The following is a 14,158-nucleotide window of genomic DNA, read 5'->3' on the forward strand; positions in this document are numbered from 1 at the left end:
GCCCGCACGACGGGAAACCAACAGTCCGGCTGCTGGCCTTCGACGATGCCCCGGCCATCGTACCTGACCTTGAACAAGCCCGTGCCGAACCTTGATACGTCTAGGGCGACCTCGTACGCGACGTTGAAGAGGTCGTTGTCCCGGACAAGCCGTTCGACTGCTTCCTGCTCCTTACTCCCCTTCTCCCTGGCGGTTATCCGTGGCGGCTCACCCAGTAGCAGGTCCGCCCACAACGTCGAAAGCCTCTTATTCCAGTTCAGAACCAGTTCAAGCGTTGCCTGCTCGTCTTCGCGCAGGAGCTTGACCCACTCCTTGAAGACCTGTTCGTGGTGGCCTTCAAACAAAAGCCGGTTCTCCTTGTACAACTGAAGCCGCTCTCGCTCTTCTGGAGGCGGCCACAATTTGCCCGCGCTTAGAAAATCAAGAGACGTAAGCAACGACATCACCAGCCTTTCGGCTTTCGAACAACGGGCACGACCCGCCTGGACCTTGCTGCCCAGACAGCCAGAGCCAAGCTCATGACGCAGTCATCGTGCTGGCCTTCTGGTGCGCTGTACTTCACATTGCCAGCGCGTGTTATCTCGTACTCGAAACTCTCAAGCTCATTGATGAGCTCCGGGATATTCGGATACGTCACCTTGCCTTGTTCAATCGCCATAGCAAGGTGCTCGACTAACTGGGCCTTCGACTCGTTAGTGAAGTGGTATCCCTCGACCCGGATGCCGGACCGCTTGAGGTCGTCGGACACCGGGTCGCCCACACCCGTGGAATCGAGCAGGACAAGCGCCCGGTACTTCTGCGCGAGTGCTACAATGCGTTGCTTCTGGAGGGACCAGTCCAGCTCGTTGAAGCGGTCCCAGGCCACTACGGAACCCGTATCAACCCTCAACACCGTCAGTACTGTGAAATCCACATGCTTCGCGAGGTCCGCGCCCATCACGTATGTGCAACCGGGCTTCGGCTCCTCGAACGCGCCGGTCGCCTGCCGCCTGACGTAGCGGAACACCTGGTTTACGTCATCGAGGAATTCGGCCAGGTACTCTTGCCTGAACACCATCTCGGGAAGGGTCTTCCGCGCTAGTTCTATCTCCGCCGGGTCGATGTACGGGTTCCCGCTCGTCGGAAAGTGGAAGTTCTCATACTCCGGCTGCAGCCGGTCCTGGCCCAGGCAGTACAGCTCCCAGACCCAGTTCCGGCCCCGAGGCGTCGTGGTGAAGAACGCCCGGCCCTTCTTGTCGGTGAGAGTAGGCCTCAGGGACTCTTCCCATGCTTCCCGCTTCACCCTCGCGGCTTCGTCGATCCAAAGCCAGTCGAGGCCTTCGCCAACCAGGTCCTCCGGTTTATGGGCAGAGCGGCACTCCACAATGTGGCCATTCACAAGCTCGACGATCCGTTCGGCCTTGTTGTGGCGCTTGATAAGCTGCTTCGGCATGGCTTTCAGAAACTGCCGCCACGCCACCCGCGAGATCGGGTACGTAGGAGCCACGATCCAGCCGATGCCACCCGGGATGGTCAGCGCAAGCCTGACCGCCTCCTGAGCTGCAGCTAGGGTCTTGCCTCCTCGCCGTCCTGCGACGAACAAACGAAAACGCGCCTTGCTTTGATGAAAGGCGCGCTGGTACTGATGAGGCTTGTAGGGTATCTTGATGACCCTCATTCAGGCTCATCGTCATCAGCCCACTTGACAACGATTTGGGCCTCCTGCTCCCCGGCACCGGAATACTTGAGCTTGGTATCTATGGCCTGGCGGAGCTCCTTGGCGACAAGGAGCTTCTCACTAATCTTCAGGTCCTCTCGGTCGAACCACTCTTTCTCCTTGCGAATAACCTCATCCAGGATGTCCAGGTCCCGCGGCAGCGTAGCACTCACGTGCTCCTGCACGACCGCCTTGACCCGCTCCGCCTGTTCTTTCCTGATGCCCTTGATGAGTTTGTGCACCGACACGTGGCTAACCTCGAGACCGTAGTCGCGCTTAAGGATCTGGGCGATCTCTCGGGACCCATGATGCACAGCGAGTTCAAGGACCTTGTCGAGAAGCCCCGCTTGCTCGATCTTGTTCGGTCTCCCCATTGTGCGTCAGCCCCTTAACGCCGGGCGTTAACTTAACGGGCGTAACGTTAATTAACGCTAATAGAGAACTTACTGTGGCAGGTAGAACCTAATCGTCATCTCGGCGTCATACAGAATTTGCCGCAGAGTGGAGAGGTTGTTCTTGCTCACGAGATTGGTTCCGAAACCGGACATCGCGACGTAGGCTTCGTGAATTGCCGGAGCGTAGTAAGCACTCAGAGGGCCACTGCATATCAGGTTTGATGTTCTGCGATACTCGTTTTCCAAATGTCGCTTAAAGGAGCCGTACCGTGCCTTGAGTTCTTGTTGTAGTTCTCTGGATTCGGGCGAACTTGCTCGTTCGTATCTGTCACACAGTGCCTCAATGTCTCTGATTTCCTGGAGTATTTTGGTCAGCTCCTCTTTAACCCACTCGACCGTATTCTGCACTTTACCGTCGCCTCCCAGCCTTGAAATACCGCAGGGAGGCGCGAAATCCTTCCACCGGTCGGCACACCGAGCGACGCATTGCCGCACTGAGCAAATACTACACCGGCCCGATTCTAGCACACGAAAGGACACGTTGGGTGGACAAAAAGCGGACAAAAACCGGACAATCTCGGGTCACAAAGCGGACAATTTGCGGTCAATTTCCCGCCAGAATGCAGCGAGAATGTCGGTTCCGAGGTTTTGCAGTTCGAATTTTACTCGAAGGCGGATTCGATCAACACGACGTTTAATCGTTTTCTCGCTGAAACCGACCCGGGCAGCGATCTCCGGATATGTCAGCTGCTCGTCGTACCTTAGCCGGGCAATCTTACGGTAATGACGGGGCAAGTGTGCGAGGGCACGGTCCACAGCGTCCAGGACCGTCGTCACCGTGGCCCTCGTGACTGCGACTGAAGCCACCGGGTCTCCGGTGACTCTCGACACCGGAAGCACCACCAGACTGCCCCCGCTATACGGCTCGAGCATGTTCACGTACTGACGCCAGGCCCGCCGGTTGTACAGAATGCAGTCAATCGCCCGGATTTCCAGCCGGTCCGACCCGTTGCTCAACTTTCCACCTCCCAACAAAAGAGCCGGTCAGGTTGTTCCTGGCCGGCCTCGCCTTTTTGCGTAGCCGTTCTTTACCGCTGTACCGCTAGCTCAGAAGAGCTGTCCTTATGATTGGAGCAACTTTTTCCCACAACGCAAACAACTTCGATATAGTGCTGACGAGCTTGCCTATGGCCTCGAGCGCTGCCTTGCAAATTGCCTTCCGCCTGCTCTCCTTTGGGACTGTCAGCTCGCTCGCCAGATACGACAGATACTCTATCACCTCATTCTTGATTTTGGCCTCCAGAGAAGGCTCGTTCAGCACTGCCTCGGTAAACGTCTTGAGGGCCCCAACCAGTTCTTGCTGCTGAGTCCCCGCAAGGAAGCCTATGGCCGCGTCTATCCTTCCGACATTTCCCGTATTGATCACGCCAACAGTGGCTTGATTCACGTTGATGTTGCGGGTCACGCATTGTCCCTGATACACGATCGGCTGCGGGATCTCATATCGCGGACCGAGCCCGGGTGTACCCATAATAGCATTCGCCGTGTCTACCAGGTAGTTAGCCTCCTGAGCAAGCTGATTGTTGGCAAGGGTGATTGCCTGCACAAGTTTCAAGTAGCAGTCTATGCAAAGCGGTCTATTATCCGGACCCGTCACGAAATACGCCGGTCTACCACATTGGCAACACTTCAGTTCCACTTATCCCAGCCTCTCCCTTTCGATCTTGTCGACCCACACCGGCTTTCCGCCCTGCATCTTCACGATTACCTCGCCGTATGTGACTTCCGTAAGTGCAACGGCTACCGCCAGCAATGCAGAAGCGAGTTCCGGCTTCTGAGAAAGTATTCTTGCTATTTCAGACAGTTCCTTTTGTTGCATGTCTTCTCCCGGCAGCTCTTTGTAGCTCAGCAAGTTTTCGTCGCTCCTCAATGAACTGCCACTTAATCTGAAGCCACTTCCGGCAGGAAAGCCTGTTCCGCCGCATATACTCGCGCGGGTACACCTGCTCAATTGCCTCGGGCCACTCGTCTATGGGCTTGCCGGCAACCGCTTTTTCCATCAGCTGTACGAAGTAATCCCGCCAGTGGGTCACGCGCTTTGCCTCCCCTCGATCGGTCCCTCCAACCCCTCATCACCGAGCCGCTTCACATCATCAGCGATCCATTCCAATATCGCTCGAAGTTCTGCGAGCAGGACGTCAACCGCCTTCTGCTCTCTACGAGTTAAAGGACGGCCTTGTGACATTTTCATAAGTGCTTTCTTGGTACGCCGCACCTTCACGCCGTCTCGACCTCCTCGTTGGAAAGCGGGGCTATCTCTACCTCGGCACGCTCGTCCCTGCGCCTCTTCGCGCGGCGGACGTAAGCGACTATATGCTTGACCTGAGCATCATCGTCGTAAGCAATCCCGTTGAGACCATCCTCCACGCTTTTGATCATGTTGCTCAGGTCTCCCTGGCGATCGTCGCACAGGTAGAACACCAGGCGCATTGAGACCGGTCCAGTCAGTGGCTTACACCCTTGCTCGAGCGCTGCAGCTGCTACTTGCTCTTGGTACGCGCGAGTCCTAGGCGGCGTGTACACGCGTACGTAGCGCCCCGTGACTGCAGGCCTCTCCTTCGGCACAGGTCGGCCGGGGATGGTGATGCGGATCGGTTCAGCCATTCCGGACCACCCGCCGACGCGAGATAAACAGCTGCAGTACACTGCGCATCTCCGGGTCCCGGATCCTCTTCACGTCCTTGATTACCCGGAGGCTGCGCTTTTCGTGCCACTCCGGCCAAAGCCGCCAGAACCCCAATTCCTGCATCGGCTCGAGCACACATGCAGCGTCGTCACTTTGAAGGTCGCTCACGAAGCCATAGCGCCGGAACGGAAATTCGCGCGAAGGCCGAATACTGACAACATCGCCAGCCTTGAATTCGCGCTTGTTCACGCCTCCTCACCCCCTGGCGCGTCGCGATAGTAGAGATCCAGCAACGCCTCAAGCGCACGACCGAGTTTGTCGATCAGCCCCTGGTCACTCATGGGGTCACATCTCCTCTCTCAACCCGAGTGCCGTCGGTTTCGCACTCCCGGCCCGCTCGAGGATTTCCTTCTTGCGTTCCGCCGGTCCACGGCAGTTTCGCATGCGCCAGCCGACGTGACCTGAGTCCTTTGCGTACTCTAGGTCGGCGTCGAGATACCATCCCCGTCCCGTCGTCGTGGTACAATCCTCGTAGCGGTTGACCTGGATACGCTCTCCTTTTGGGCACTCGAGCTCTACCACGGTCAACCGCTTTGCACTACATCGTTTGCATGCCACTAGATCCGCCAGGCACTGCTCAAAGTTGAAACTAAGCGCCAGGTCCTTGGTCGTTACTGTCGCACCAGCTTCTTCGAACCACCGAACTATCTCCGCGTACCGGGCTCGGAGATCTGTCGTGGCCGGGTCCGGGCCGCCCATACGGATGCGCCTTGGATCGCACCTGTATCTGCGGGACTCGTCCGGCGTTGGAAACCACGGCCGGTCGTTAGGCCGTTTCAATTCCTCGACAACTGTCACCTACATCAGCCTCTTGGTATCTTGAAGACCTCTTCCAGTTGCCTGTTAAGGTCTTTGAGCCGCTTCTGGTACTCGGGGTCGTCATGCACGATAACCCGCTTCTTCACGGTGCCGGGCGGATCTCGAGCTTTACGCCGTTCTTCGAATTCCTTGTCATGCTGGAGGGCATCTTGCAGCGTGAAGATGTTATCGCCCAAGTAATTGCGGAGAATTCCCTGCACGTAGTCGAGTCTCCGCTTCCCCGCCGCGACTGCTTTCTTGAGCGCGTGGACGATGAGGCCTTCCTCCATGCCCTGGTCATAAAACCAGCCCAGCTCTTCCATCTCGAAGGCTCGAATGGGGTAGAAGTTGTTGTCCCAGAAGTCCTTCACGTTGGGCATTTCCTCGAGCCTCTCTGCAAGAGTTTTACCTTCGTCATCATGAGCGGTGCTTTTTCCAGAACTTGTGGAAGAAGCTACAGAGCTGCTGTCAGCTAAAGACTCACGATCATGATGATCTGCTGTTACAGTTACGGTTACGGTTACTGGTTTGGCATACTCTTCGGTGAACGGTTTCGGGAACGGTTCCCCAAACCGTTCTCCAAACGGTTCGGTCGACGGTCGGGGGAAACAGTTCTCGATCTCTTTTAGCAAAAGCCGCAGGTGCGGCTTGTTTTGCTCCCGGACGATGTTCGCCAGCTCCTTGAGAAGGGGGCTCTTCGGCAGCTCCTGCAGGACCTTGATGGCCGCCGTCGCCTGATTTCCGTTCTCGATTGGGTTATGCCGGAGCCACTTGCGGACGAGGACCAGACTCGCTTTCTCATCGTACTCGATGAAGTCATCGTCCAAGAGCTTAGCGAACGGTCGCTGCAACTGTTCAGGAGTCCACCGGAGGTCTGCACAGATATAGAGTTTCGGAAGCACGAAGCATCCGAGGATGTTCCCGTGTGGGCAACTCAGCAAGTAGAGCGCTAACAGCTTCGTGTCATTGTCCCATGCACCTGACTTCTCATCTGTCCAGAACCGTGACTTGATCCGAGTATATCGGCTTTCTGTCATCGTGTAGTCCCTCCAGTCTCCTGCGATTGACCGCCTACTCGCGCCTGTCCATCCCTGGCAACACTGAGCCGCAGATCTTGTCCCAGTCGATGTCCTCGCCTAACAAGTCAGGGATTTGCCTCTCGGGCAGGTACCATCCTGGTCCCAAAGCTCCCACGAGGTTCTCCCAGTCCTCGACATCATGGGCGGTGAGTTTTCCGTCGGGTCCGATGTGGCGTAGCTCGTGGTAGATCGTCGCAACCAACTGTGGCCTGCTCAGCCCGAGCGTGTTGACACGGGAGTCGCGTACGGCGCAGGGCGTATACTTCACGGTCGGTAAGGCTTCGACAAGTCGAACAACGTGTCTAGAAAGTCGCCGATGACCTTCTCGACAGTCTCGGCTGCTAGCCTGTTATTCTTGGCCTTAACTATGTTGACGACCAGGTTGAACAGCGCCTTGTTACCGCGTATTACGTCGCGCAGCTTCTGGGCTGTAGTTTTCGATCCGACCATTGTCGCGACGAGGTCATATCGACCGCCCAGACTGGCGATCATCTTCAGACCTTCGTCGATTTGCTGAAGCCCAGCCAGCAAAGCCTCGCCCTTGCTCATCGTTGGCTGTTCGTCAGAGGCATAAACAGTCAAATCGGCTGGCATTTCCTGTTCAAGCATTTCCGTCCCTCCTTCCCCCGGCCTTTCGCCCGGGGCCGGGGGCTGTAAGCCGCCGGGCACGGCGAAGAGTCTATGCAACGACCCGAACCCGTGAGCCCTCGGGCGTCTTCTGAACCTCGACTCTCTGCGGGAAGGCATCTTTGAGCTCATCCAAGTGAGTCACAACCAAGACCTTCGAAAACTCCTCGGCGATGGTCATTATGGCGTTCAGGATCGCGTTTCTGTTGCTGGCATCGGCGCACCCGAGGCCTTCGTCGAGGACGAACAGTTTGATCTCCGCGCCGGCCCGGTGAGTAAGGAACTTGCTCAAGGCGACCCGGAGAGCGAGGTCTACCATGAATCTCTCGGCCCCGCTGTACGTCTGGTACGGCCGTTCCGTCCCGCCGTCGAGGACGGTGATGCGAAGCACTTCTTGCATCGTTCCGGTGGTCTTCGCCTCGGCCTGGGTGTCCAGGCGAACGCTGAGCCGCCCGCCGGCCATCTTGCCGAGCATGTCGTTCGCGAGACGTTCGATCTCGGGGACCGCGTTCTCAACGATAAGCGCAGGCACGCCAGCCTTCTTGCCACAGGCCTGCTCGAGGAGCTCATAGGTGGTGAGGTCATCCCGGAGGCTCTTGGTCTTCTCGTTAAGAGCTTGGAGGTCGCTCTTTGCCCGTTCTATGCTCTCGCGAACCGCCGCGATCCGGCCGAGCTCGGTCCTGAGCGAGGCTTCATCCCGCCTCAGCCAGCTGAGCTCCGCCTGCTTCCTCGACAGCTCCTCAGCAACCGGCGCCAGGGCTCGGAGCTCATCCTGCAGCTGGTTGTGCTTTGACTCAGCTTCCCGAATTTCCTGCCAGATCTGCTCGCACTCGGCCTCGAGGCGTTTGATTTGAGCACGGGCCTCCTCTTGCCTCGTCCTAAGCTCCTGGACCCTCGTCGCCGCCGCGTCGAGATCCGGTTTCAGCCTCGCGGTCCGGCGGACGTCCTCAAGAGCTCGGCGTGCGGCCTCATGTGCGTCGGGGTCATAGCCTATCGCCTCCAGGTCCGCCCGGGCCTTCTTCAAACTGCCGACGTACGGGTTGGTTTCGCTCTCCAACCTGGCGAGCTTCGCACGCGCGTCGGCCAGATTCTCCGAAGCTTTGCGGGCCAGCTTGAGGAGCGGGCAAGCTGCTTTGTGCTCTTCACCGCACGGTACCATGTCGAGAACCGCGGATTGATCCGCGCTGCTTTTGGCCTGAGCTTCCAGCCTGGCCTTCTCCGCGGCGTGAATCCGGTCCCACTCGGCGGCCTGACGCTCGAGTAGTTGCACGTCCGAGCTTGCCTTCATGTACGCCCGGGCCTCCTCGTCGAACTTGGCTACATCCTGGGCCATTTCAGCCTCGAGTTTGACTGCATCCTCGATCTCGTCCCGGCGGCTGAGGATCTGCTGGCACTGGTGGATGAGCTGTTCGGCAGCCTCGATCTGCCGTACCAGCTCCGCCCTGTCGTCCTCGTTCTTCCTCGCCCGCTCGGTTGCACGGCGGATAGCGGTGAGAAGGTCCGCTGCGACGCGTTCGAGGACGGGCTTCTGGCGCACTCTTGCTTCGAGCTCGGTGACCACTTGCGTCAGCGACTCGATCTGCCGTGTTTTCTCGCCGAGTTCCCCCGCCAGCGTTTCCTTTCTTGCCTTCAGCTCGGCCTCGGACGCGATCTCCGCCTCCAGCCGTTCTCGGGCCATTTCCAGCGCCCGGAGCTCGTCTTTAATCCCCCGGAGGAGTTCCTTCGCCCGCTCCTGCATCCGGTCCCACAGGTCAAGTCCGAGAATCCGCGCCAGGGCTTCCTTCCGCTCCTGGTCGGTCATGTCGGCTGTGAACGAATCCGCCTTGCCTTGCAGGATGAGGCTCGAGGCGGTAAATGTCCGGTAGTCCATGCGCAAGGTGTCTTCGATGGCCGCCTGCGTGTCCGCGATGGTCTTGCCGGACAGCGACCGCCAGTTGCTGCCGTCGAGTACGAAGAACTCGAGCGTGCTCTTGTTTCGCGCTATCGACCGGCCGCGGACGACGCGGTATGTGTTGCCGTTCAGCCGGAATTCAAGTTCGACTCGGCCTTCGGTCTCGCCGCGGGTGATGTAGTTATCGAGTTCCTTCGCTCCGCCCTTGGTACCTTGCCCGAAAAGCGCCCAAGTTAGAGCATCGAGGAGTGATGACTTTCCCGCTCCGTTTTCACCAACGAGACAGGCCACGGTAATGGGTTTGAAGTCCACCGATTCGCCCCGGTAGGACAGGAAGTTCTGCATCGTGATACGTACTGGCTCCACGTTAGGCCACCTCCCTCATCAAGGCCTCGGCGACGTGTCTGACCCGTTGCCGGATCTCGCCGCTGATGTCGGTGCGAAGGGCGAGCCATTGGTCGAGGGCGTCAAGGGGGCTCGTGGTCTCCGTCACCTGCGCCCTGGCGCGTTCCGACCGGATGATCTCGGGATATATGCCGGCGACCTGATGGGCTCCGGCGGCTTCGAGAGCTCGGATGATCGCACCGTGGTCAAGGCGCTTAGCCTGCTCCTGGGTAGCGGTGTAAATGACTCTAACAATTGCATCCCTCACGAGATTGATTGTCGCGGTCTCGGTGTTGAGGGACTGCTTCGAGAGGGCTTCCAGCCATTCCGGAGACGCCTTGATAGTCACGAACTGGCGAGCAGGCAGCGGCACGAATTCCGCTTCGCCACGGTCCAGATCGATGACGTAGCAGCCGGTCGGGGTATTCTCCTCCCCGAAGTCATGCCTCTCCAGAGTCCCGGTGTGCAGCACGATCGGGTTATGGTCCAAGATCTGCGCCACGTGGATGTGACCCATGACGACGGCAAGCACCCCGAGGCCCTGCAACTCCCCGAGGGGGAGGGTCGGCTCCGATGCAGCCAGGACGTTGCCTGCGCCAAGGCGGCAACCTGAGATCGCCCAGTGCCCCATGAGGACCGTGGCCTGCGGCTTAATCTCATTCGCTCGGGCGACTAAACCCCGCGCTATGTTCACGAGCCCGGCGGAGGCTTTCTGGGCCGATACCGCCGGATCGGGGTCAGTCTGCGGGATCTTGGTTGACGGCAGCACCACCACATTGAGTCCGTCCAGGACCACGACATCCGGCCGGGTTATTCCCCACCTCTTTGAGTGTAGGCGTGCAAACTGGCCGATCAGGTCCACCACGCACATCTGGCCAGGGCCGAGGATGTCATGATTTCCAGCACAGGCGACGACCGAAATTCCAGATGTTTCGAGACGCAGGAATAGGTCGAGCACTTCGGCTACTTGCTGAGGGCTCGGACGCGAGTTTGCAAAGAGGTCCCCCGGGAAGAGTGCCGCTTTGACACCATGCTCGAGCGCCACATCGATGAGCGCTTGCGTAGTCCTTCGCCAGTCGGCGAGGCGGGACGGGGTCCCGTCCTCGCCGGTCCGGCTGTAATTCGGCCAATAACAGTGGAGGTCGGGAGCCGCTAAGATCCTCATTTTGCAGCCCCCTTCCTCGCCTGCTGCTGGCACTTATAGCACAGGGGCTGGCCGAACTTCTTCACCGAGTACGTGAAGACGTTTTGGCTGAGCTCCTTGCCGCACTGCGAGCAGGCCAGCTCGGTCACTATCGGTGTCCCGCCGCCCGCCCCGGCAGGCTCCGGCTGCTTCTGTTCTTCCGCCTTCGCCTCCTCAGTTTTCTGCTGCTGAGCCCCGGTATCGGAGGGCTGGCCGGCCTCGTTTGCGTCCTGAGTCGCCTGATCCACCGGCAGCACCAGCTGGTCTTCATCTATCTCCGGCTCGATGACTACCGGCTCGATCTCCTCCTCGACGGCCTGCCTCGTTTGCCTTCGGTACACCTCGTAGTCGACCGGTTCCCCCGGGGGCAGAGCCGCCCGCTGCGGAGTCATCTGCGAAAACAGTTCCGAAGCGGCTTTAACCCCGGCCTCCAGGACCATCTTTCTGACTTCCGGGTCGCGGTAATCCGGCGAGAAATCGACCCTGGGCACGATAAATGGCTTCTTGAGTTCCTCGATGGTGTACTGGTGCTTCAACGAGAGGAGGGCCCTGACCACCCGGAGCATGGCGCCTGTCTCAGCTCTCATGAGCTTGTTCTTGCGCCACTGAATGAGATTTGCCCTGACCTGGAGTTCAACCCACGCCTTGTCTTTTTTCTCCTTCGCGGCCTTCTTTTCGAACTGATCGCGCAGTTCTTCCTCGACCACTGCCAGGTCGATTTCTTTGGTCGCCTTAACGGGTATCCACTCGCCCGAGGGTTTCCTGACTGCTCCCACTGCTTGGTAGAGGACGTAATCACGAGAAGCCTGCAGCACCTTTGTATCTGCCCAGTTCCACACGATGCCGGCAGCGTTTGCCAGCCGTAGAATCGCAGTCTTGGTGAGACCGTAAAGGTCCTCACTGCGGTTGCCAATTTCTCGCGAACCGACTTTATAGATATCCCCGCCGGCAGGATCAGGGTTGATCCGCACTTCTTCAACACGCAAGGCGTGGAACGGGCTTATCTGCTCGAGCTTAGCAGTCGGGACCAGAACGTTGTACTTGCTCTGGTCGTACTTGGTAAGGTCTACAACTTGCAGAGCCATCTCTAACCCTCCTCTCCAGGAATCACGCCACCCGGCCGGATCGCCGCCGGGCAGCCCTTATCGTTCGGTACGCTTCCGCCTCACACCGGGGACCAGCATTAACCGCTATCTGCCACGCAGTCTTAACATCAGCCGATGTCCCGAAGATGATCTCGCCCTTGCCGGGCACGTGACCGTAGACCTCGAACGCTTCTTTCTCGCGGCTGTAACGCAGCGATATGCGGATTGACACCGGAAGACGGTCTGGGGAGGGAGCATACGTCCAGTTGCACCCGAAGTCCCACTCCGCTCCTTGCCTCAATTCCCGTTCGCGCCGCTGCCACTCCTTTTCATCCGCCTCGAGATCTCTCTCGAACACATCGCCCTCGCAGGCGGCCCAACACACCGGACCCATCCCGCGCCGGATGGAGACGGGGTCCGTCAGTTTGCGTCCGCACCTGCTGCATTTGCCGCTCTGACGTGATACAATGTCTTGGGATGGGCGCTGCGAAAGCAGCGCTTCTTGCTTTTCAGACATCTCACTTCACCTCCAGCGTGAATTGAGCTTTCGACCACCGGATGATGTAGCGGCCGGATTCCAGCGTGCGTTTGCCGCCGAAAAGCTCGTACAACCACCCCATGTACCGCTCCGCAAATCCAGGTCCGATTCGGTAGATTGCGGCTGCCGCGAAAAGGGGCGTTTTGACGAGAGCCCTGGCTCCGTCAGCGCAGATGACGAGCTTACTCAACCGGTTCACCTCCCTCGACACCGGGCTGCTGTATTTCGGACTCTTCCAGCCGTTTCGCCCGCCGCTCTCGCTGCCGTTCGACCCACTCGAGTACGTCTGCCGCCGAGATGACTGCTCCGGCCCGCGGCAAACGAGCAATGACGTCCCACTTGAACTGCTGGTAGAGGCTTTCCGCCTCATGCTCTGGGATTAAGTCGCAGAGGATAGACAGCGCTAAATCGGCCGGGCCGCTGCCGCCGTAACCCCACTCGAAACCATTGAGGCTGTGGCGAACCACGTGCCGGAGATCGCGAATTGATTTGTCGGCCTCGAGGACGTACACGTCAGCTTGCCCGTTGAGACGCCGGCACACATAGTCGCGCAGATGGGGTGCTCTTGCGAGATGTGGTGGCAAGATGTCGGCCCGGGCAAGTTCTTCGTAGATCAGCGAGGCGATATTCTCGGCATCGTCGTGATCCACTTTGTAGGCAAGTGAGCCGCGTCTTATGGCATCGACGACTCGGGGCTTGTCGGCTGTGAGCCACTTGGCAACAGTCAGGGCATCTATACGAATGCGGTGGCCGTCGTCCGTGCAAACCAGCACTTCGTCCCACGGCCTAAGACCGATTGTTTCGAACCAAGCTGACCTCAAGCCGCGTCACCTCCTTTCGCTGTCATTCGGAGTTTGGTGTTCACCCGGTCCATCTCGCGCTGAATGCGGTCAGCGTCTGCAGCAAGCGTCCAGCCGCGCATACCACAGACACGGAGGGCCTTGCTGTACTCTGGCCACTGCGGTTTCTTGAACCAGCCTGAGCAAATCGCTTTCACGCTCACGAGGAGCACCTCCTCATTCTTGCTTTGAAAACGAGCAGCCAGCAGCGAAGCCGCCACCAGAGGTCCACTAACTGGATTCGCACCGGATAAGGTCTGTAGCACCGCGCCTCGGCGATCAGGCGCCGCATGTTCTCCCGGGTCTCTGCCCAACCCCGCAGTTTGAAGATCCTCTGCAGTTCTGCATCCGGGAATGGACACTCGGTGTTCGCGCACGTGCGACAGTCTCTCGCGCTGCATCACTCTCCTTTCTGACGTAACCCCGATTTATGAGCTTCTTGAGATGCCGTTCGTGAATGTCTCGCATGTTCAGCCCGTATGCCCTACACCAACTCGCCACGGTAGCAGCGGCCAGAGGCACCAGGTCGAGAACCTGGTCGCAGGCCCGCTCCACGACTTCCCGCTGGACTCGGCCCAACGGTTTCTCTGCGAGAACCTCCACCGCCTCAATCGCTTCTTCTGCTTCCTCTAACACCCGAAGGATCTCGGTCGATGGGTGCTGGTCGGTGTCCAACAGGCAAATGGACAGCCAGTTCGTCGGACACTCGCTGCACTTCGCGAGACAGACTTCCGGACTCCTCAGCGCTACCGCGGCCTGATTGCAGACATCATGTGGCACCGCCTTTAGACCCAGCTCGTACATTCGGAGCGTACTCTCGCTCACTCCGATCCTCCGCGCCAGGACCGCTTGGGTCAGGCCGGTTTCTTCGCGTTTCGCGCGTATAACCGCACCAGG

At 58.9% G+C, this 14,158-nt stretch carries 20 protein-coding genes; all 20 read right to left on the minus strand.

Annotation, left to right across the window (positions count from 1 at the left end; translation table 11 throughout):
• On the minus strand, window positions 1-443 hold a 443-nt coding region (locus tag HPY55_16000), incomplete at its 3' end, for a phage portal protein (protein NPV72109.1).
• On the minus strand, window positions 443-1,657 hold the full coding sequence (locus HPY55_16005; GenBank protein ID NPV72110.1) for a hypothetical protein: 1,215 nt from the start codon (window positions 1,655-1,657) through the stop codon (window positions 443-445). The genes HPY55_16000 and HPY55_16005, both read right to left, overlap by 1 nt.
• Window positions 1,654-2,070, minus strand: a complete 417-nt coding sequence (locus tag HPY55_16010) for a hypothetical protein (GenBank protein NPV72111.1) — start codon at window positions 2,068-2,070, stop codon at window positions 1,654-1,656. The genes HPY55_16005 and HPY55_16010 overlap by 4 nt, the downstream gene beginning before the upstream one ends.
• Window positions 2,071-2,139: 69 nt before the next feature.
• Window positions 2,140-2,499 carry a hypothetical protein gene (locus HPY55_16015; GenBank protein NPV72112.1) on the minus strand — a complete coding sequence of 120 codons (360 nt, stop codon included), beginning with the start codon at window positions 2,497-2,499 and terminating at the stop codon, window positions 2,140-2,142.
• A 174-nt stretch (window positions 2,500-2,673) separates the two neighbouring features.
• Window positions 2,674-3,108, minus strand: a complete 435-nt coding sequence (locus HPY55_16020; protein NPV72113.1) for a hypothetical protein — start codon at window positions 3,106-3,108, stop codon at window positions 2,674-2,676.
• 85 nt (window positions 3,109-3,193) lie between these two features.
• Entirely contained in the window at window positions 3,194-3,706 is a 513-nt protein-coding gene (locus HPY55_16025) for a hypothetical protein (protein NPV72114.1), read from the minus strand.
• An 84-nt stretch (window positions 3,707-3,790) separates the two neighbouring features.
• Window positions 3,791-4,021, minus strand: a complete 231-nt coding sequence (locus HPY55_16030; GenBank protein ID NPV72115.1) for a hypothetical protein — start codon at window positions 4,019-4,021, stop codon at window positions 3,791-3,793.
• Window positions 4,022-4,368: 347 nt separating this feature from the next.
• Window positions 4,369-4,755, minus strand: coding sequence for a RusA family crossover junction endodeoxyribonuclease (locus HPY55_16035; GenBank protein NPV72116.1), 387 nt, complete (start codon window positions 4,753-4,755; stop codon window positions 4,369-4,371).
• On the minus strand, window positions 4,748-5,026 hold the full coding sequence (locus HPY55_16040; GenBank protein NPV72117.1) for a hypothetical protein: 279 nt from the start codon (window positions 5,024-5,026) through the stop codon (window positions 4,748-4,750). Before HPY55_16040 ends, HPY55_16035 begins: the two co-directional genes overlap by 8 nt.
• 96 nt (window positions 5,027-5,122) lie before the next feature.
• On the minus strand, window positions 5,123-5,635 hold the full coding sequence (locus tag HPY55_16045; protein NPV72118.1) for a hypothetical protein: 513 nt from the start codon (window positions 5,633-5,635) through the stop codon (window positions 5,123-5,125).
• Window positions 5,636-5,640: 5 nt separating this feature from the next.
• Window positions 5,641-6,672 (minus strand): DnaD domain protein, encoded by a 1,032-nt coding sequence (locus HPY55_16050; GenBank protein NPV72119.1) that lies wholly within the window; start codon window positions 6,670-6,672, stop codon window positions 5,641-5,643.
• A gap of 34 nt (window positions 6,673-6,706) precedes the next feature.
• On the minus strand, window positions 6,707-6,916 hold the full coding sequence (locus HPY55_16055; protein NPV72120.1) for a hypothetical protein: 210 nt from the start codon (window positions 6,914-6,916) through the stop codon (window positions 6,707-6,709).
• Window positions 6,917-6,978: 62 nt separating this feature from the next.
• Window positions 6,979-7,323 carry a hypothetical protein gene (locus HPY55_16060; GenBank protein NPV72121.1) on the minus strand — a complete coding sequence of 115 codons (345 nt, stop codon included), beginning with the start codon at window positions 7,321-7,323 and terminating at the stop codon, window positions 6,979-6,981.
• Window positions 7,324-7,393: 70 nt separating this feature from the next.
• The gene (locus HPY55_16065; protein ID NPV72122.1) at window positions 7,394-9,598 is read right to left on the minus strand and encodes an SMC family ATPase; all 2,205 of its coding nucleotides are present in this window, start codon (window positions 9,596-9,598) and stop codon (window positions 7,394-7,396) included.
• A 1-nt stretch (window position 9,599) separates the two neighbouring features.
• Window positions 9,600-10,781 carry a hypothetical protein gene (locus HPY55_16070; GenBank protein ID NPV72123.1) on the minus strand — a complete coding sequence of 394 codons (1,182 nt, stop codon included), beginning with the start codon at window positions 10,779-10,781 and terminating at the stop codon, window positions 9,600-9,602.
• Window positions 10,778-11,884, minus strand: coding sequence for a hypothetical protein (locus tag HPY55_16075; protein ID NPV72124.1), 1,107 nt, complete (start codon window positions 11,882-11,884; stop codon window positions 10,778-10,780). Before HPY55_16075 ends, HPY55_16070 begins: the two co-directional genes overlap by 4 nt.
• A 22-nt stretch (window positions 11,885-11,906) precedes the next feature.
• Window positions 11,907-12,401 (minus strand): hypothetical protein, encoded by a 495-nt coding sequence (locus HPY55_16080; protein NPV72125.1) that lies wholly within the window; start codon window positions 12,399-12,401, stop codon window positions 11,907-11,909.
• 1 nt (window position 12,402) lies between these two features.
• Window positions 12,403-12,612, minus strand: a complete 210-nt coding sequence (locus tag HPY55_16085; protein ID NPV72126.1) for a hypothetical protein — start codon at window positions 12,610-12,612, stop codon at window positions 12,403-12,405.
• Complete coding sequence (locus HPY55_16090; protein NPV72127.1) at window positions 12,605-13,243, minus strand: hypothetical protein; 639 nt, start codon at window positions 13,241-13,243, stop codon at window positions 12,605-12,607. The genes HPY55_16085 and HPY55_16090 overlap by 8 nt, the downstream gene beginning before the upstream one ends.
• 297 nt (window positions 13,244-13,540) lie before the next feature.
• On the minus strand, window positions 13,541-14,158 hold a 618-nt coding region (locus tag HPY55_16095; protein NPV72128.1), incomplete at its 5' end, for a helix-turn-helix transcriptional regulator.

Source organism: Bacillota bacterium, from assembly GCA_013178305.1.
Lineage (GTDB): Bacteria > Bacillota > Sulfobacillia > JABLXB01 > JABLXB01 > JABLXB01.